Annotated in this window: 17 protein-coding genes; all 17 read left to right on the top strand. The window is 37.4% G+C overall.

Translation table 11 applies throughout. The features are described 5' to 3' along the window. The first annotated feature begins 25 nt into the window (after positions 1–25). Entirely contained in the window at positions 26–1,366 is a 1,341-nt protein-coding gene (locus tag BMX83_RS05175; protein WP_218141924.1) for a cryptochrome/photolyase family protein, read from the top strand. A gap of 122 nt (positions 1,367–1,488) precedes the next feature. Next, positions 1,489–2,085, top strand: coding sequence for an ATP-dependent Clp endopeptidase proteolytic subunit ClpP (gene clpP, locus BMX83_RS05170; protein ID WP_091634291.1), 597 nt, complete (start codon positions 1,489–1,491; stop codon positions 2,083–2,085). A 213-nt stretch (positions 2,086–2,298) separates the two neighbouring features. Next, positions 2,299–2,826: a thioredoxin domain-containing protein gene (locus BMX83_RS05165; protein WP_091634288.1), complete on the top strand. Its 528-nt coding sequence runs from the start codon at positions 2,299–2,301 to the stop codon at positions 2,824–2,826. Positions 2,827–3,006: 180 nt separating this feature from the next. Then, a complete protein-coding gene (locus tag BMX83_RS05160; RefSeq protein WP_091634286.1) occupies positions 3,007–4,026 on the top strand; it encodes a sugar-binding transcriptional regulator in 1,020 nt (339 codons plus the stop codon). Positions 4,027–4,086: 60 nt separating this feature from the next. Further along, positions 4,087–5,079, top strand: a complete 993-nt coding sequence (gene gap / locus BMX83_RS05155) for a type I glyceraldehyde-3-phosphate dehydrogenase (protein ID WP_091634283.1) — start codon at positions 4,087–4,089, stop codon at positions 5,077–5,079. A 78-nt stretch (positions 5,080–5,157) separates the two neighbouring features. Then, entirely contained in the window at positions 5,158–6,150 is a 993-nt protein-coding gene (gene gap / locus BMX83_RS05150) for a type I glyceraldehyde-3-phosphate dehydrogenase (protein WP_091634281.1), read from the top strand. A gap of 218 nt (positions 6,151–6,368) precedes the next feature. Further along, positions 6,369–7,556 carry a phosphoglycerate kinase gene (locus BMX83_RS05145; protein ID WP_091634278.1) on the top strand — a complete coding sequence of 396 codons (1,188 nt, stop codon included), beginning with the start codon at positions 6,369–6,371 and terminating at the stop codon, positions 7,554–7,556. A 302-nt stretch (positions 7,557–7,858) separates the two neighbouring features. Continuing rightward, a complete protein-coding gene (tpiA, locus tag BMX83_RS05140; protein ID WP_091634275.1) occupies positions 7,859–8,614 on the top strand; it encodes a triose-phosphate isomerase in 756 nt (251 codons plus the stop codon). Further along, entirely contained in the window at positions 8,615–10,147 is a 1,533-nt protein-coding gene (gene gpmI / locus BMX83_RS05135) for a 2,3-bisphosphoglycerate-independent phosphoglycerate mutase (protein ID WP_091634272.1), read from the top strand. Between the two features lie 107 nt (positions 10,148–10,254). Then, a complete protein-coding gene (gene eno / locus BMX83_RS05130) occupies positions 10,255–11,562 on the top strand; it encodes a phosphopyruvate hydratase (protein WP_091634269.1) in 1,308 nt (435 codons plus the stop codon). Positions 11,563–11,963: 401 nt separating this feature from the next. Further along, the gene (gene secG, locus BMX83_RS05125) at positions 11,964–12,194 is read left to right on the top strand and encodes a preprotein translocase subunit SecG (RefSeq protein WP_091634266.1); all 231 of its coding nucleotides are present in this window, start codon (positions 11,964–11,966) and stop codon (positions 12,192–12,194) included. A 617-nt stretch (positions 12,195–12,811) separates the two neighbouring features. After that, on the top strand, positions 12,812–13,564 hold the full coding sequence (locus tag BMX83_RS05120) for an alpha/beta hydrolase (RefSeq protein WP_091634262.1): 753 nt from the start codon (positions 12,812–12,814) through the stop codon (positions 13,562–13,564). Continuing rightward, positions 13,561–15,939 (top strand): ribonuclease R, encoded by a 2,379-nt coding sequence (gene rnr / locus BMX83_RS05115; protein ID WP_245746634.1) that lies wholly within the window; start codon positions 13,561–13,563, stop codon positions 15,937–15,939. The genes BMX83_RS05120 and rnr overlap by 4 nt, the downstream gene beginning before the upstream one ends. Before the next feature lie 17 nt (positions 15,940–15,956). Further along, positions 15,957–16,418, top strand: coding sequence for an SsrA-binding protein SmpB (gene smpB, locus BMX83_RS05110; RefSeq protein ID WP_091634259.1), 462 nt, complete (start codon positions 15,957–15,959; stop codon positions 16,416–16,418). Between the two features lie 31 nt (positions 16,419–16,449). Continuing rightward, positions 16,450–17,250: a TspO/MBR family protein gene (locus tag BMX83_RS05105; RefSeq protein WP_091634256.1), complete on the top strand. Its 801-nt coding sequence runs from the start codon at positions 16,450–16,452 to the stop codon at positions 17,248–17,250. 165 nt (positions 17,251–17,415) lie between these two features. Then, positions 17,416–18,096 carry a histidine phosphatase family protein gene (locus BMX83_RS05100; protein WP_091634253.1) on the top strand — a complete coding sequence of 227 codons (681 nt, stop codon included), beginning with the start codon at positions 17,416–17,418 and terminating at the stop codon, positions 18,094–18,096. Between the two features lie 267 nt (positions 18,097–18,363). Further along, positions 18,364–19,410, top strand: a complete 1,047-nt coding sequence (locus BMX83_RS05095; RefSeq protein WP_091634250.1) for a PTS sugar transporter subunit IIC — start codon at positions 18,364–18,366, stop codon at positions 19,408–19,410. Positions 19,411–19,420: the final 10 nt, after the last annotated feature.

Below are 19,420 nucleotides of genomic sequence, written 5' to 3'. Positions count from 1 at the left end.
AAAGTACGATAAAAAATAAAAAGTAATTTTTTTATTATTTCACGTAAATCCGGAGCAATTTTTAAATACAGACGCCTTGAATATGTCTGCTTTTTTTAAAAGTGTGGAAACATTCCAAAAGGAAGTATCAAATGAAGGGGCTCGGTTACAAATAGCATATGGAGACCTACAAGATATTTTCAAAAAATTAAAAGACGAAGTCCCTGAATGGACAGATATTTATGTTAACAGAGATGAAAGTAGCTTTGGTCTAGAACGAGATAAAGAAGCTGGAAAGATTTTTCAGGAACTTGGTATTACCGCACACGGTTTCCATGACCACTATATGCATTCTGCTCAGGAAATCAAAACGAATGGAGGAACGGCTTATAAAGTCTTTACGCCTTACTATAATAAATGGATTGAGCGTCAAAAATCTGATCCTGTTCGAGTAGATTTCAGCAGCGACACTATTTTAAAAGAACAATTATTTCTAAAAGATAATGACAAATTTCAAAACTTTTTAAATGAGCTTGCGCCGATACCAGTTACTGAATTCGGAACAAAAGAAGCGCACAGGCTACTAGATAGTTTTATTGAAAACGACTTGAAAGCATATAAAGAAGCACGGGATTTTCCATTAAAGGATGCAACGAGCCGCCTATCTAAACATTTAAGAACGGGAGAAATATCTATCCGAACAGTCTTCAATAAAGTTATGAGCCAAGAAGAAACGAAGGGAAGAACTACCTTTATTCAAGAACTAGCCTGGCGAGATTTTTACAATATGATTTACGCCTCGCATCCTGACCAGAAAGATGCCCCTATTAAAAAGGCATTTACAAAAGTTGAATGGGACAATAACGAGGAAAATTTTAAAGCTTGGAAAGAGGGGGAAACCGGCTTTCCTATTGTTGATGCAGCTATGCGTCAGCTTAATGAAACAGGGTGGATGCATAATCGTCTCCGTATGATAACGGCCTCTTTTTTGACCAAAGACTTACTTATAGATTGGCGATGGGGAGAAAAATATTTTCAAGAAAAACTGATAGACTATGATCCCGCGAGTAACATTGGTGGTTGGCAATGGGCAGCTTCAACTGGAACGGATGGTGTCCCTTATTTCAGAATATTCAATCCCACAACTCAATCAGAAAGATTTGATAAACAGGGAGACTTTATCAGAAAATTTGTACCAGAATTAAATAAAGTCACAGATAAAAAAATACATCAACCTGAAAAACTTACTGAGAAAGAACAAAAAGAATACAAAGTAATCATTGGTAAAGATTACCCGGAACCAATCGTATCACATAAGAATAAAAGAAAGCTCGCTATAGCCGCTTATGAAAAAAGTAAAAAAGCAATGGAAGAGGAAAAAAGTTAGCATGTCATAAAGAATCTTAATTATTTGACCTATATTGACCAAAGGTGTATAATCATTTTAGATTCAATTGAAAGACTAATTATGCTACACTAATTTAGACATATATATTAGGAGGAAGTTACATGAATTTAGTACCAACAGTTATTGAACAATCTCCACGTGGTGAACGTGCTTATGATATCTATTCACGTTTGTTGAAAGACCGCATCATCATGTTAGGTGGACCTATTGATGATCAAGTAGCTAACTCGGTTATTGCCCAGTTGCTATTTTTAGACGCACAAGATCCGGAGAAAGATATTTATCTTTATATAAACTCTCCAGGTGGAAGTGTCACAGCAGGCTTGGCTATATTTGACACAATGAAATTTATTAAAGCAGATGTTCAAACGATTGCTATTGGACTAGCAGCTTCAATGGGAAGTTTCTTACTTGCCGCGGGTGTTAAAGGCAAACGTTTTGCTTTACCAAATTCAGAAATCATGATTCACCAACCATTAGGTGGCGCTCAAGGACAAGCGACAGAAATTGAAATTGCTGCTAAGCACATCTTAAGAACAAGAGATCGCTTGAACAGTATTTTGGTTGAACGTACCGGACAATCTAAAGAAGTTATTGAACGCGATACTGATCGTGATTTCTTTATGACAGCAGAAGAAGCAAAAGAATATGGGTTAGTGGATGAGATCATGGATACATCTGCAGACTTGAATAAATAAACGTAATAGATCAAAGATCTGTTATATTTAAATAGACACCTCTTGAGGTCGTTGCTAAAAAAGCACACGATATTAAGGGGTGTTTTTTTGTTCGCGCATTTAATTTTAAAGAAAATATAAAACACTGTATTATAAGGCGTTTTACTGGTCAAAGATTTGTGTCAGGGGTATACTTAGGAGAGTAGAGAAATAAAGAAAGGAGCTTGTTAAGAATTGGATACATCAGGAATTGAAAGTGAAAAAGTCACGACAAAAGGTGGAATAGCTATTGGAAGTGATACAGCACCTGTCAAAATTATTGAATTTATCAATCTGAGATGTCCATATTCCAAGCAATGGTTTGAGAAATCTCTTCCTATGTTAGATGCTTACGTAAAAGAGAATAAAGTACAGCGTATAATAAAACACTTTGATAAGGAAAAACCTGGCTTGAAAAAAGGGAATGTGCTTCATCGTTACTTGAATCACAGTAATCCAGAACAAGCAAAAGATGATATTGCCTTTTACTACGCTCATCTTGATGAATGGGGCGATTTATCTGAAGAGGAAATTGCTAATTATGCAAAAGAAAAAAGAAAGGCTACCTTGCATGATAACAAAGAACATGTAGAAGCCATCTTAGAAGAAACAAGAGAAGCTAATGTAACAACAGTTCCGACTGTGTTTATAAACGATGCTATTTTTGATCAGAAAATAGCAGAAAAAGAGTTAGAGGAATTAATAGAAGAAGGATTAGCTTAAGATATATACGATAAATAAAATGTTGGGCAACGCTGGACGTTGATGGTCCCGACAAATGAAGCTGGCGGGTTGAATAATGGCCCGTATCCTGTTATAATTTTAGTTGGATGCAAAACAGGTAAGAATGGGTTGCATTATTGAAGTATGACAAGTGTTTTCAAGAAAGGTGCGCATGTAAGTATGCTATCAGTAATAGAAAAAGTTGCGCCAGGAACACTGTATATTTTAAAGCAAAGATACTATATTTTGAATCAAATTCAAAAAGTAGGCCCCATAGGACGTCGGTCACTTGCTGATCGTCTTGGGTACACTGAACGACTTTTGAGAAAAGAAGTAGATGTCCTGCGAAATCAAGGGCTGATAAAATCTTCATCTCGAGGTATGGAGTGCACACCAATTGGTATAACAATTTTTCATCAACTAGATGAATTGATGGGACAGCATGTTCAGTCGCAAGAAAAAGAATCCAAACTAGCTAATAAGCTAGGGATTCATCATTGCACTATAGTTATTGGTAACACAGATACAGACACGTCAAGTGTTGATGATATGGCACGGGCGACGACTGAAGTATTAGACTTCCTTTTGCCTGATGGCGAGGCAACGATTGCCGTCATGGGGGGGGCCACGATGGTACGTGTAGCCGGAGCGATGGACCATAAAATTAGGTTAAATCGTAAGATGCTCTTTGTGCCAGCCCGAGGGGGATTAGGTGAATCGGTTGATATTCAGGCAAATGCCATTGCTGAAAAGATGGCAAAACGAACGGGTGGTAAAAGTCGAGCGCTTTATGCACCGGAACATGTTCGTACTGAAACCTATTCACTACTTTCTGAAGAGCCAGATATCAAAGAAACGCTTGATTTAGTAGAGAATGCGTCACTGGTTATTTACAGTATAGGTAATGCCATTAAAATGGCCGAACGTAGAGGGATGGATAAAGAAATACTCCAGCAGTTAAAAGAAAAAAATGCAGTTGCTGAAGCGTTCGGAGAATTTATTGATCCGCAAGGTGAAATCGTTTATAAGCTTTCACGGATAGGACTTAGATCGTCAAAGTTACCAAGTATTCCACATGTGGTTGCTGTTGCTGGAGGAAGAAATAAAGCCGAAGCAATTAAAGCACACATAAAAAATGTCCCTCCTCACACATGGTTAGTGACGGATGAGGCAGCCGCGAATGAGATTTTAAAAGAGTAAAACTCTTTAAAATGATTTAGTTATTAAATGAAAGAAATTTTCTAAGGAGGAAATTAACACATGGCAATAAAAGTAGCGATTAATGGTTTTGGACGTATTGGACGTCTAGCACTTCGACGTATCTTGGAATTAGATACAGATATGGAAGTAGTAGCAATAAATGATTTAACAGATAAGGACGACTTAGCTTATCTATTGAAATATGATACTGCACAAGGCCGTTTCCCTGAAGAAGTCGAAGTTAAAGGAGACTCTCTTTATGTAGCAGGCAAAGAAATTAAAGCCTACGCTGAAAAAGATGCTAGCAACCTACCTTGGGGCGAATTAGGTATTGATATCGTTCTTGAATCAACAGGATTCTACGTATCAAAAGAAGCTTCACAAGCTCACTTAGACGCAGGAGCAAAACGTGTTCTGATTTCAGCACCAGCTAAAGGCGATCTAAAAACAATCGTTTATGGTGTTAACCATGAAGATATCGAAGCAAACGATACAATCGTATCTGCTGCATCATGTACTACAAACTGCTTAGCACCAATGGTTAACGTATTGAATAAAGAATTCGGTATGAACAGTGGTTTAATGAGCACAATTCACGCTTACACGTCAACACAAGCTTTACAAGACTCACCAGGTGGACGTAAGAGCCGTGCAGCAGCACAAAACGCAATTCCAGCTTCAACAGGTGCAGCAAAAGCTGTGGGTAAAGTAATCCCAGAAGTAGATGGTAAAATCGACGGGACTGCTGTTCGTATACCAACAGTAACAGGTTCTATGACAGAACTATATTCTGTACTAGACAAAAAAGTTACAGAAGAAGAAGTTAACGAAATGATGAAAAAATACTCAAGCGACGCATTCGTATACAATGAAGACGAAATCGTATCTTCAGACATTATCGGTGTACCAGCTGGATCAGTATTTGATTCAACATTAACAAAAGTTATCGACGGAGAAAACGGTCAGTTAGTTAAGACAGTTTCTTGGTATGACAACGAATATGGCTTCACTGGTAACATGGTAAGAACTTTAACTCACATGGCAAATCTTTAAGATCTAGCCTGGCTTGAAGTTATTAAATTTAGTTGATAAAATAAAAAAAGATAATTTTCTTAAGGAGGAAATTAGATTATGTCAGTAAAAGTAGCAATTAACGGTTTTGGACGTATTGGACGTTTAGCACTACGTCGTATTTTAGAAAGTGGTTCAGATTTAGAGGTTGTAGCTGTTAATGATTTAACAGACAACGAAGACTTAGCTTATCTATTCAAGTATGATACAGCTCAAGGTACTTTCCCATATGACGTGAAAGCAAAAGGTGATTCACTTGTCATTAAAGGAAAAGAAATTAAAGCCTATGCAGAAAAAGATGCTAGCAAACTTCCGTGGAGCGACTTAGGTATTGATATCGTTCTTGAATCAACAGGATTCTACGTATCAAAAGAAGCTTCACAAGCTCACTTAGATGCAGGAGCAAAACGTGTTCTAATTTCAGCACCAGCTAAAGGCGATCTAAAAACAATCGTTTATGGTGTTAACCATGAAGATATCGAAGCAAACGATACAATAGTATCTGCTGCATCATGTACTACAAACTGTTTAGCACCAATGGTTAATGTACTAAACAAAGAATTCGGGATTGACAGTGGTTTAATGAGCACAATTCACGCTTATACGTCAACACAATCTTTACAAGACTCACCAGGTGGACGTAAGAGCCGTGCAGCAGCACAAAATGCAATTCCAGCTTCAACAGGTGCAGCTAAAGCAGTAGGGAAAGTAATCCCAGAAGTAGACGGTAAAATCGACGGGACTGCTGTTCGTATACCAACTGTTACGGGTTCTATGACAGAATTATATTCTGTATTAGACAAAAAAGTTACAGAAGAAGAAGTTAACGAAATGATGAAAAAATACTCAAGCGATGCATTCGTTTATAATGAAGATGAAATCGTATCTTCAGACATTATTGGTATGCCAGCTGGATCAGTATTTGATTCAACATTAACAAAAGTTATCGACGGAGAAAACGGTCAGTTAGTTAAGACAGTAGCTTGGTATGATAACGAATACGGCTTTACTGGTAACATGGTTCGTACATTAGAATACTTCGCTGGATTATAATCACCAGAAACTTCTAATTTTATAGAAAATAAAACCAAACAGAGTTTAATAAGCGGGGGAGCATATACTCTATAATGAAGAGAACAAAATGTTTAGTGCATCAGCAACTAAAACTTGAATGTTCAATTTAATATAGGGGATCGCGCTTCCCCCTTTTTTTGTGAAAATTATGGTTTTTACAAAAAAAGAGCTTATATAAGAGAGGAATGATTCGACTAATGGCAAAGAAAACTGTTAAAGATTTAGATCTTAAGGGTAAAAAAGTATTAGTTCGTGCTGACTTTAACGTTCCAATGAAAGATGGCGAAATAACTAACGATAACCGTATTCAAGCAGCATTACCAACCTTGGAATATGTGTTAAATCAGGGCGGAAAAGCTATCGTGTTTTCTCATTTAGGACGTATAAAATCAGATGAAGACAAAGCTGGCTTATCAATGCAGCCAATTTCTGAGCGTTTAAGTGAACTGCTTGGTAAAAAAGTAACTTTTGTTGCTGAAACACGTGGCGAAGCATTAGAAAATGCTGTAAGCGAACTAGACAATGGTGAAATACTAATGTTTGAAAACACACGTTTTGAAGATGCTGACGGTAAAAAAGAAAGCAAAAACGATACTGAATTAGGTAAGTATTGGGCTAGCTTAGGCGACGTCTTTGTAAATGATGCTTTTGGAACAGCACACCGTTCACACGCATCAAACGTAGGTATTGCTTCCAATGTTGAATCAGCAGCAGGCTTCTTAGTTGAAAAAGAAATCAACTTTATCGGTGGAGCAGTTGACGAACCTAAACATCCTTTCGTGGCTATTTTAGGTGGCGCAAAAGTTTCAGATAAAATCGGTGTTATAGAAAATCTTATATCAAAAGCTGACAAAGTAATTATTGGTGGCGGAATGACATATACGTTCTATAAAGCACTAGGAAAAGATATTGGTGACTCACTATTAGAAGAGGACAAAGTGGCTTTAGCTAAAGAACTAATGGATAAAGCAGGAGACAAACTTGTTTTACCAGTAGATTTCGTTGTTGCCTCTGAATTTTCTAATGACGTACCAACAGAAACAATCGAAGGGGAAATACCAGACGGAAAAATGGCGCTGGATATTGGTCCTAAATCAATAGAAAACTTTAAAAAAGAACTAAAAGGTGCAAAAACAGTCGTATGGAATGGCCCAATGGGTGTATTCGAAATGTCTAACTTTGCTAAAGGAACAGCAGCAGTATGTGAAATACTAGCTAACCTTGACGATGCCACAACCATTATCGGTGGCGGTGACTCAGCAACAGCAGCACAAGACCTAGGCTACGCTGACGACTTCAGCCACATCTCAACAGGCGGCGGAGCATCACTAGAATACCTTGAAGGAAAAGAACTACCCGGAATCGCAGTAATCTCAGACAAATAAGAAAAGCAATATAAGCCGCTATGATTCCTGTGAAAAAAAGGAACTATAGCCCGAATGAGCATACTGCGCAATGGCTATAGTTATCTTTTTTCACTGAGAATCAGGCTTAGATTGCTAGACAATAGAAAAGCAAGACAAGCCGTTCTGATTCCTGTGTGAAATTGCTGAGCCACTTGCATTTCAATGCTTAGTGGCTCAGTACCAGAGGAGCGGAAGCGACTGTGGTTTCAATTTAAAAAAGGGTTAAATAATTGATTTAAAACAATTCAAAGAAATAAAAACAACGAAAGAGGGATAAAAGAATGCGTAAACCTATTATTGCAGGAAACTGGAAAATGAACAAAACCTCTAAAGAAGCAGCATCATTTATTGAACAAGTACAAGGAAAAGTGCCTTCCAACGATAAAGTTGATGCTATTATTGGTGCACCAAGTATTTATCTTCAAAGTTTAGTGGATTTAACTGCAAATTCTGATTTGAAAATTGCAGCTCAAAATAGCTACTATGAAGACGAAGGTGCTTTCACAGGAGAAAACAGTCCTAAAGCACTTGCAGGTATAGGTGTCGAGTACGTTATTATTGGACACTCTGAGCGTCGTGAAATCTTCCACGAAACAGATGAAATGATCAACAAAAAAGCACATGCAGTGTTTAATAATGGTATGATCCCAATTATTTGTGTGGGAGAAACACTTGAACAAAAAGAAGCTGGACAAACGAATGATTTAGTAGCTGGACAAGTCAAAGCTGCTTTATCAGGCTTATCAGCTGAACAAGTAAAAGAAACAGTTATTGCTTATGAGCCTATCTGGGCTATTGGTACAGGTAAAACAGCAACAGCTGATGATGCTAATGCAACAATCTCTGTTGTACGTCAAACAGTTGCTAAGTTATACTCACAAGATGTAGCTGACGCTGTACGCATGCAATATGGTGGATCTGTTAAACCTGCTAACATTAAAGAACTTATGTCTCAACCAGATATTGATGGCGCACTCGTTGGAGGCGCAAGCTTAGAAGCAGATTCATTCTTGCAATTATTGGAGGCGGCTGAATAAATGAGTAAAGCTCCAGTAGCAATCATTATTCTAGATGGCTTTGGCTGGCGTAAAGAAGAATACGGTAATGCCGTTGTACAAGCTAATAAGCCAAACTTCGATCGCCTCTGGAATGAATACCCGCACAATACAATGCTCGCTTCTGGTTTAGCTGTTGGATTACCAGAAGGTCAAATGGGGAATTCTGAAGTTGGCCACACCAATATCGGTGCTGGACGCGTTGTTTATCAAAGCATTACACGAATTGATAAAGCAATCGAAGACAAAGAATTTGCCACAAATGATAAGTTAAACAATGCAATTAAGCATGTTAATGATAATGATTCTGCCTTACATCTGTTTGGACTCGTGTCAAACGGAGGCGTGCACAGTCATCAGCGACACTTAAATGCCATTGTTGAAGCAGCCAAAAATAAAGGTGTTAAAAATGTTTACATTCATGCATTTACTGATGGACGTGACGTAGCACCAGACTCAGGTATTAAGTTTATTAAAAAACTTCAAGAAGATATTAAAAAACTTGGTCTTGGAGAAATTGCTACGATTTCAGGTCGTTTCTACGCAATGGATAGAGATAATCGCTGGCCACGTATCAAACGTGCCTACGATGCAATCTTCCACGGCGAAGGGAATAAAGCAAGCGATCCTGTACAAGCAATGGAAGAAAGTTATAAAAATAAAAAAATGGATGAATTCGTTGAACCTGTTGTTATCGAAAAAGAGGGGCAACCTGTTGCAACAGTTAAAGACAATGATGCCGTTTTATTCTTCAACTTCCGTCCTGACCGTGCGATTGAACTATCTCGTGCGCTGACTGAAGATAACTTTGATGGGTTTGACAGAGGAACACGCCCTGAAAATGTTAAATTTGTTACATTTACTCAGTATACAGCTGACATGGATGCGGAAGTTATGTTCCCGCCTATCTTCCTTAAAAATGTGCTTGGACAAGTATTAGCTGATAATAACTTGACTCAACTTCGCATAGCTGAAACTGAAAAATATCCACACGTTACATTCTTTATGAACGGTGGAACAAATGACGAATTCCCTGGAGAAAATCGTATTCTTATCCCTTCACCTAAAGTAGAAACCTATGACTTGAAGCCTGAAATGAGTGCATACGAAGTTACAGATGCTTTACTTGAAGATGTTAAGAATGATAAACACGATGCAATTATCTTGAATTACGCAAATCCAGATATGGTTGGACACTCAGGGATGCTTGAGCCAACAATTAAAGCCATCGAAGCAGTAGACGAAAATCTAGGGCGTTTTGTAGATCTCGTTCATGAAAAAGGTGGATCAGCAATCATATTTGCGGACCATGGTAATGCTGATACAGAACTGACACCAGAAGGCGAGCCACATACAGCACATACAACAGTACCCGTGCCAGTTATAGTGACTAAAAAAGGTGTAACTTTACGCGGCGATGGTAAACTTGCTGACGTAGCACCTACAATGCTTGATTTATTGGGTGTTAAAAAGCCTGAAGAAATGACAGGCGAAAGTTTAATCAAGAAAGACTAATTTAACTGATTTTAATTTTATTCTTTCTAACCAAAGAATAAGTAAAATAAAACCAAACTGTTGTTAACTTTATGTTGATAACAAAAAACCAAAGGAGAGAATTATCAATGCCATTTATTTCAGATGTTATTGCACGCGAAGTACTAGATTCACGAGGAAACCCAACAATCGAAGTTGAAGTTTATACAGAAACAGGTGCTTTCGGGCGCGGAATGGTTCCTTCAGGAGCATCTACTGGTGAACACGAAGCAGTAGAATTACGTGACGGCGACAAAGACCGTTATTTAGGTAAAGGCGTAACTAAAGCAGTTGATAATGTTAACAACACAATTGCTGACGCTATTATTGGTATGGATGTTCGCGACCAAATGGGACTTGACCATGCATTAATCGACCTTGATGGTACACCAAACAAAGGTAAATTAGGTGCAAATGCAATCTTAGGCGTATCTATCGCTGTTGCACGTGCAGCTGCTGACTATCTAGACTTACCATTGTACCGTTACCTTGGTGGAACAAACACGAAAGTATTACCAACACCAATGATGAACATCGTTAATGGTGGATCACACTCAGATGCTCCAATTGCATTCCAAGAGTTCATGATCTTACCTGTTGGTGCACCAACATTTAAAGAAGCTTTACGCTGGGGTGCTGAAATCTTCCACGCACTTAAAGCAATCTTGAAAGACCGCGGACTAGAAACATCTGTTGGTGACGAAGGTGGATTTGCTCCACGTTTCAAAGGAACTGAAGATGGCGTAGAAACAATTCTAGAAGCAATCAAAAAAGTAGGTTTAGAACCGGGTAAAGATGTTTATCTTGGATTTGACTGTGCTGCTTCTGAATTCTACGATGCTGCTAACAGTGTTTATGACTACACTAAATTCGAAGGTGAAAACGGCGTTAAGCGTAATGCTAAAGAGCAAGTTGACTACCTTGAAGAATTAGTGAACAAGTACCCAATCATCTCTATTGAAGACGGTATGGACGAAAACGACTGGGATGGCTTCAAACTATTAACTGATCGCCTAGGCGACAAAGTTCAATTAGTAGGTGACGACTTATTCGTTACAAATACTGAAATGCTAAACCGTGGTATTAAAGAAGGAAACAGTAACTCAATCTTAATCAAAGTTAACCAAATCGGTACATTGACAGAAACATTTAATGCAATCGAAATGGCTAAAAAAGCTGGTTATACTGCAGTTGTTTCTCACCGTTCTGGTGAAACAGAAGATTCAACAATTTCTGATATCGCTGTTGCAACAAATGCAGGACAAATCAAAACAGGTTCATTAAGCCGTACTGACCGTATTGCTAAATACAACCAGTTACTAAGAATCGAACACCAATTAGGTGACTTAGCTGTTTATGAAGGTTTACAAGCTTTCTATAACTTAGCTAACAAATAATTCTTAAAAATCTTAGCTAAACTTGGAAGTTTTACAAACAGGTTAATAGTATAGAGCAAATAGCCCCTTATTCTACTTCACAGTAGGATAAAGGGGTTATTTGTATATTTAAAAAAGATTATAGCTTATATACTAGGTCAGCCAGCTAAGAAACAGCTAAAAAATTGTAGGCTTAGTATGTCAGAAAAAGGGGATGAGTGAGTCAATCACACCATTAGTAAAGATTAGATTGGTTACGAATAGCGTATGTAAAGGGGGCAATAAAAACATCAGATATACCCAAGATTTTCATCGCTATGTGAAGTGGAAATAGCTAAATGAAATGAATAATCAGTTGGAAACCCACTTGATTTTGTGCTATATTATAAAGTAGGAGACTTGTCAAAAGGAGGTCATGTTTTATGTACGATATTTTACTTACAATCATGCTTATTTTATCAGTATTCATTATTATAGTTATTGCTATGCAACCTACAAAAACTCAAAGTGCATCAAATGCATTTATGGGTGGCGCAAGCCAATTATTTGGAAAACAAAAAGCACGCGGATTTGAAGCCGTACTTATTAAAACAACGGTCGTGAGTTTAATCATCTTTTTCGGATTAGCATTCACTCTAAGTCAAATTCTTTAAATAGTAATCATTTGCACGATACTCTTGTGACTCCTTAACTTCTACGAGCGAAAGCTTTTAAAGTTAGAGAAACAAGAGTATTTTTTTATGGCTACGTAGGTATGACATTAGCTAACTCAAATGGAAAAGCCTACGGGTATGTTGAAGTAGGGCGTATATCGGCTAACTCAAACGAGAAAATATTTGAGTAGGTTGAAGTAGGGCGTATATCAGCTAACTCAAATGAGAAAATATTTGAGTAAGTTGAAGTAGGGCGTATATCAGCTAACTCAAAAAAGAAACTCATTGAGTATGTTGAAGTAGGGCGTATATCGGCTAACTCAAACGAGAAAATATTTGAGTAAGTTGAAGTAGGGCGTATATCAGCTAACTCAAACGAGAAAACATTTGAGTATGTTGAAGCAGGCCTCACATCGGTTAACTCAAAAAAGAAACTCATTGAGTAGGTTGAAGCGAAGCACACATCAGCTAGCTCATACGAAAAACAATATGAATAAACTGACGCCCCTCATAAAACAACGAGCAGAATAAGAAAGATTGAGATGACGATTGTATTTCGGTATAAAAATAGTACGATTTAAGGTAAAATGGAAGAGAGTCTGAAGGAGGATTTTTAAATGAATAATCAATCATTGTTTTATGAAAGTGGCGAACGCGCTGTACTATTGTTTCACGCCTTTACAAGCACACCAAGGGATGTAATTAGCTTAGCTAGAGCTTTAGAACGTGCTAATTACACCGTTTATGCCCCAGTCTTTTCTGGACATGGGACAAGTAATTTGGATGATCTTTTTAATTATTCCATTGAAGATTGGATAAAAGATGGAGAGGAAGCTCTCGCATTCTTGAAAGATAAAGGCTATGAGGAAATCGCAGTCTTTGGTTTATCACTTGGTGGAGTTGTCGCGACGCATCTCCTATTAAATGAAGAAGCAGCAATTGGCGGTGGGACATTTTCTGCTCCAGTCACAACCACGTACGATCATCACGTAACCGAAAACTTTCTTTCATGGTACAAAACGGTTAAACGTACAAAGGGGTACGAAAGAGATGAACTAGCAGGGTTAATGTCTAAAGCTGAAATCGAACTAAAAGAGATGTTTGCTAACCTTAAAACCTTTGTTTCTAAAATGGAAGAAGAATACCCAACACTTGATAAAAAGATATTTATTGGTCAAGGTGAAAAAGACGAACTTATCGAACCTGATACTGCAAGGATATTTAGAGAATCATTATCCCAAGCTGAAGTATCAATTAAATTATATGAAGATGGCGAGCACGTCATCACAACAGGAAGCGTAGGAAAAGAATTACAGACACACGTTTTAACTTTCTTATCAACGCTTAACTGGGACGGAGGAGACAATTGAGTAAAGAAAATAAACTATCGAATGAAGGAAAAGAACGTAAAGAATTAAAGAAAAATATCGTTGAATTTATGAAGGAAAAGAACGAAGAGGCACTGGAAGTTAACAAAATCAGTGAAGGACTTAACCGCTCAGGAGCAAATGATTTCAAGAAAATTGTGAAAGCAATTGCGGAACTTGAAAGAGAAAATAAAATCGTACTTTTACAAAATGGAAAATTCAAATTAAAAAATGGAACAACTGGAATGACAGGTCGATTCAGTGGAAATGACCGTGGATTTGGTTTCGTAACGATTGAAGAATACGAACAGGATATATTCATCCCACCCACTGAAACAAAATCAGCCCTGAACGGGGATCTGGTTAAAGTAAAAGTAACGCAAGAAGCTTTACCGCATAAGGATAAGGGGCCAGCGGGAGAAGTGGTTGAAATCATTGAACGTGGGATTGAACATGTTTTTGGAGAGTTTAATCCATACCCTGAAAATGAAGTTAAAAAGAACGGTCTCTACGGATATGTGAAGCCAAAAAATCAGAAGATGCCGGATTTAGTTGTAGAAATAGAAACAAAAGGTATTCGACCAGTGGATGGCAGTATCGTTCAAATTGAGGTAACAGACTTTGCTTTTAATGGTGAAACAAATCATTTAGCTGGTATTGTTACAAAAACACTTGGACATAAAGATGAGCCGGGAATCGAAATTTTAACTGTTGTTCATAAGCATGGAATCCCAAGTGAATTTCCAGAAGAAGTTATCGAAGAAGCTAAAAATGTTCCCGATAGTATCTCTGAGAAAGATCTCAAGGGGCGTAAAGATTTACGTGATGAAGTTATTATTACAATAGATGGTGCGGATGCCAAAGACTTAGACGATGCGATTCAAGTCAAACGTCTAGACAATGGCAACTACTATTTAGGTGTGCATATCGCAGATGTCAGTCATTACGTCACTGAGAATAGCGCAATGGATAGCGAAGCGTTTGAACGTGGAACAAGTGTCTATTTAACAGACCGTGTGATTCCAATGTTACCGCAACGTTTATCAAACGGAATATGTTCTCTTCATCCTCATGTTGACCGTTTAACACTTAGCTGTGAAATGGAAATCAATAAATCAGGACAAGTCGTAGACTATGATGTTTCAAAAAGTGTAATCAACAATCACCACCGTATGACATATCAGGCAGTAAACGAAATCTTGGAAGAAGACAATGCTGAGCGTAAAGCAGAGTATGAAGGTATTGTCGACATGTTAAAAGACATGGAGTCACTGCATAATATTCTTGAAGAAAAACGTGTTAACCGTGGTTCAATAGACTTTGATACGCATGAAGCAAAAATACAAGTTGACGAAACAGGCTTTCCTGTGGACATTATCCTTCGTGAACGAGGCGTTGGGGAACGGTTAATCGAGTCCTTTATGCTTTCAGCGAACGAAACTGTTTCTGAACACTTTGCAAAACAGGATTTACCCATTTTATACCGTATTCATGATAAGCCTGATGAAGGGAAAATGCAGCGTTTCATTGAATTTGTCAGTGGATTTGGGATTAATGTTAAAGGACTAAAAGAATCTATCAGTCCTAAGAAGCTTCAAAATATTCTAGACAAAGTAGCTGACACTCCAGAAGAAGGCGTTATTAAGATGCTCCTACTTCGTTCAATGCAGCAAGCAAAATACGATGTGGTACCCATCGGTCACTACGGTTTGGCAGCTGAATATTATTCTCACTTTACCTCGCCCATTAGACGTTACCCAGACTTAATTCTTCATCGCTTGATTCACTATTATGATGAAGTCGGGAAAGGACAAAAGGCTAAAAGCTATTGGAATGGTAAACTACCAGAAATTGCTGAGCACAGTTCCACGACAGAACGACGAGCCGTGGATGCAGAACGTGAAACAGATGAAATGAAAAAGGCAGAGTATATGTCCACCAAAATTGGCGAACAATTCGAGGGCGTTATCACATCTGTTACGAATTTTGGTTTATTTGTTCAACTACCCAACTCGGTTGAAGGACTTATTCACATTTCAAATATGAATGACGACTACTATGAGTTCAATGATCGCGAGCTTCTGCTCATTGGTCAGCAAACAGGAAATGTTTACCGAATTGGTCAATCCGTACAAGTAGAGGTAACTAAGGCAGATAAAGAATCACATGAAATCGACTTTGAACTAGTTGAGGATGAAGAAACAAAAGCCAAATGTATTAAAAATAAAAAAGCTGCAAGCAAAGGGAATAAAGGTAATAATCGTAAAAAAGGAAATAAAAAGAATCAGAATAGAAACCATACATCACAAAAGAATACGGATAAAACAGGTTCAAACAAGCGTAAACAAAGACGTAAAACAAAAAAACCTAAAAAATAAAGAAAAGGGGGACTCACATGCCGAAAGGACAAGGTAATTTAATAGCCCAAAATAGAAAAGCCCGGTATGAATATTCTATCCTAGATACAATAGAAGCAGGCATTGTGCTTCATGGAACCGAAATCAAGTCAATTCGTGCTGGGAGGATTAACCTTAAAGACGGCTATGCAAGTATTCGTAGAGGCGAAATTTGGCTATACAATGTGCATATCGCTCCATTTGAAAAAGGAAATCAATTCAATCACGATCCAGTTAGAACACGAAAACTGTTAATGAAAAAAAAGCAAATCGATAAATTAATTGGAGAAACGAAACAAGGTGGCGTGACACTCATTCCACTAAAAGTTTATATCAAGAACGGTGTTGCAAAAGTTTTAATTGGTTTAGCCAAAGGTAAGAGGCAGTATGATAAGCGAGAAACAATCAAGAGACGTGATCAAGATCGTCAGCTTAGACGAGCAGTGAAAGATAATTATTAAACAAATCTAAAGTAAAGGAGTATGATTAATAATGACACATAATCATGCTGTTAAAGCAAGAAACTGGTCGATAGCTAATTTAGTTGCTTACTTTCTAGTGCTAGGTATCAACTATTTAGGCTCTTCTGGCTTTTTTAACGACACCAGTCAGGTAGATGTATCAGATAAATATACAACGCTCATTACACCAGCGGGCTTCGCATTTTCCATTTGGGGAGTTATCTATATACTGCTATTAGCTACATTAGGTTATTTTTTAGTTAAACGGAAAGACAAAGCAATCAGTGATATCATTATAGATGTCTCACCGTTATTTATTATCAGTTCCTTATTTAATATAGCTTGGATTATTGCTTTCTCATACCTACGCATAGGGCTATCGACGTTATTTATTTTAGGTCTTCTTTTTAGTTTGCTTTTTATAGTAGAAAAACTTTATAAAAAGCGATCAAACTTTTCGTTTACTTTAGCGGGGACAGCTTTCTCACTTTATAGTGCATGGGTATTTATTGCGACCATCGTTAATGTATCAGTCTATCTGGTTCAATTGGGATGGAGTGGGTTCGGTATCTCAGAATCTATCTGGACGGTACTCATCTTGCTCGTTGCAATTGGCTTTGCTATCTTTTATTTGAGTCAATTTAAAAACGCAGTATTTCCATTACCGTTGGCCTGGGCCTTTATAGGCATTTATGGCTCGTATATGAGCGGAAGACTAACACCCGATATGGCCGGAATCATTCAAATTTTATTACTTGTTGGGATAGTAATTTTACTTTCCTTGAGTGGCGTGGTTTTCTTTAAAAACAACAAAGCAATTTTTCCAAAATAAAAAGATTTAAAATGATCCTATTTTGTCTCGATACGAATACCGTGTTGAGGTGATTTAGGGTCATTTTTTAATAGTGAGACTCAAAAAAAGAAATGACTCTCTTTTATCGCAATATTGAGAAGGTTTTGATAGAATAGAAATAGAGCTATAGAGGAGTGGAGAAGAATGACAAATAAAGGTGTTAAAATATATTTTGTCCGTCATGGAGAAACGTACTTCAATTACTATGGACGAATGCAGGGTTGGAGCAATATGCCTTTAACTGAAAAAGGTAAAAAAGACGTGAGAAGATGTGGACGAGGACTGGCTGATGAAAAGTTTAATGCAGTTTATACCAGTGATTTACAACGTACACAGGACACAGCCAAAATTATTTTAGAAGAAAATGGTCAGATTGAAACAATGAATATGATACAAATGCCTGAGTTTAGAGAAGTTTTCTTTGGCTCAATGGAAGGGATGTACGGTTCTGAAGCCTATGATAAAGTAAGAGAGCACCTTGGCTACGAAACACAAAAAGAGCTATTCAAAAATACAAGTGTCCCTGAAAGAATGGATGCATTTAGAGCCATAGATCCAGAAAAACATGCAGAAGATTTCAAAATGTTCTGGTCACGTGTAGAAAAAGGATTAATTAAACTTATGGATCGTCACAAATACACAGGTGAAAAAATCTTACTTGTTGCTCACGGAGGAACGATCCGTTATATTTTACAAAATATTATCCCAAATCTTAACGATACAGAAAGCTTATTAAACGCCAGTGTATCTGTTGTCAACTATGAAGATGGGCTATTTCATTTAGATCGTTATAATGATGTCTCACACTTTCAAGATGCTGAATAAAAAATAATTAAAACCTTGCATTCTATTGTCTTCAAACTCTTATTCATTTAAGACTGAAGCCATAGTGCAAGGTTTTTAACTTTATTAAGGTTTTTAAACAAAATAACGTTCGAAAAATGTTAGAAAATAATGAGTTCGAAACTTTTGATTATTAAATATCTTTTACTGAATTATCATAACACTTTCTGAAAGAATGAAAGGTATTGTGATAAAATGAACTTACATTATAAAAAAAGAAATAAAACATTATAGATAAGGGGTATTGGAATGTTAAAAGAAGAACAATTGACGTTTAAAAACTATACTAATAAAGTGTTAGCGGGGACTGCAAGTGGGATTGTTATTGGCTTAATTGCGAATGCTATTTTGGGAGGGATTTTTAAAGCACTCATTCCCTATGGAGCTATTTTTGAAACATTGGCAATGATTGTGTCTACTATGCAATTTCTAACACCAGCTTTGATAGGTGTGCTCGTTGGAATGCAATTCAAACTAAATCCTATGCAGAGTGTTATTATAGGTGCAGCAGCATTCTTAGGATCTGGCGCTTATGCTGTGACAGATGCAGGCATAGTTTTAGTTGGTATTGGGGACCTGGTCAATGTTATGATTATCTCAGGCCTAGCCGTTTTTGTTACACGCTTATTGGAAGGAAAGCTAGGGTCTCTGACTTTGATTTTACTTCCTATAATTGTTGGAGCAGGTGTGGGAACAATTGGTATACTGATGCTGCCTTATGTCAGTCTAGTAACGACAACGATTGGTAATGGAATAAATACATTCACACAACTCCAGCCACTCGCTATGGCCATTTTAATTTCCGTCGCCTTTTCTATTCTTATCATTTCACCAATTTCTACAGTAGCCATTGGTATAGCTATTGGGATATCAGGATTAGGTGCAGGTGCTGCAGCAGTTGGAATCACAGCATGTACTGCCATTTTAGTAATCGGTTCTCAAAGAGTTAACCAAAGTGGTACAACATTAGCTATACTATTAGGTGCGATGAAGATGATGATGCCAAACCTTGTGAAACATCCAAGAATTGTCATCCCTATTGTTGTAAATGCTGTTCTTTCAGGTGTTGGCGCTTATGTGTTTAGTATGCATGGTATCCCAGAAACAGCAGGATTTGGAATAGTAGGCTTAGTTGGTCCAATACAAGCCGTTAATATGGGATCAGAACTTTGGATGGTAATTATGGCATATTTCGTTATTCCATTTGGAGGCGCAGTAATTGTTGATATATTATTTAATAAAGTTCTAAAAATATATGAACATGAAATATTTAAATTTGTCCCCGCAACAAACTAATACTAAAGGA

The sequence above is a fragment of the Alkalibacterium gilvum genome (genome assembly GCF_900109085.1).
GTDB lineage: Bacteria > Bacillota > Bacilli > Lactobacillales > Carnobacteriaceae_A > Alkalibacterium > Alkalibacterium gilvum.
Note: the sequence above shows the minus strand (reverse complement) of the source record. Positions and strands in the feature narration are given on the sequence as shown.

Bases quoted from the DNA above. Each gene is read 5' to 3' on its own strand.
- clpP (WP_091634291.1), top strand. From the start codon at position 1,489: ATGAATTTAGTACCAACAGTTATTGAACAATCTCCACGTGGTGAACGT.
- BMX83_RS05160 (WP_091634286.1), top strand. From the start codon at position 3,007: ATGCTATCAGTAATAGAAAAAGTTGCGCCAGGAACACTGTATATTTTA.
- gap (WP_091634283.1), top strand. From the start codon at position 4,087: ATGGCAATAAAAGTAGCGATTAATGGTTTTGGACGTATTGGACGTCTA.
- gap (WP_091634281.1), top strand. From the start codon at position 5,158: ATGTCAGTAAAAGTAGCAATTAACGGTTTTGGACGTATTGGACGTTTA.
- BMX83_RS05145 (WP_091634278.1), top strand. From the start codon at position 6,369: ATGGCAAAGAAAACTGTTAAAGATTTAGATCTTAAGGGTAAAAAAGTA.
- tpiA (WP_091634275.1), top strand. From the start codon at position 7,859: ATGCGTAAACCTATTATTGCAGGAAACTGGAAAATGAACAAAACCTCT.
- gpmI (WP_091634272.1), top strand. From the start codon at position 8,615: ATGAGTAAAGCTCCAGTAGCAATCATTATTCTAGATGGCTTTGGCTGG.
- eno (WP_091634269.1), top strand. From the start codon at position 10,255: ATGCCATTTATTTCAGATGTTATTGCACGCGAAGTACTAGATTCACGA.
- secG (WP_091634266.1), top strand. From the start codon at position 11,964: ATGTACGATATTTTACTTACAATCATGCTTATTTTATCAGTATTCATT.
- BMX83_RS05120 (WP_091634262.1), top strand. From the start codon at position 12,812: ATGAATAATCAATCATTGTTTTATGAAAGTGGCGAACGCGCTGTACTA.
- smpB (WP_091634259.1), top strand. From the start codon at position 15,957: ATGCCGAAAGGACAAGGTAATTTAATAGCCCAAAATAGAAAAGCCCGG.
- BMX83_RS05105 (WP_091634256.1), top strand. From the start codon at position 16,450: ATGACACATAATCATGCTGTTAAAGCAAGAAACTGGTCGATAGCTAAT.
- BMX83_RS05100 (WP_091634253.1), top strand. From the start codon at position 17,416: ATGACAAATAAAGGTGTTAAAATATATTTTGTCCGTCATGGAGAAACG.
- BMX83_RS05095 (WP_091634250.1), top strand. From the start codon at position 18,364: ATGTTAAAAGAAGAACAATTGACGTTTAAAAACTATACTAATAAAGTG.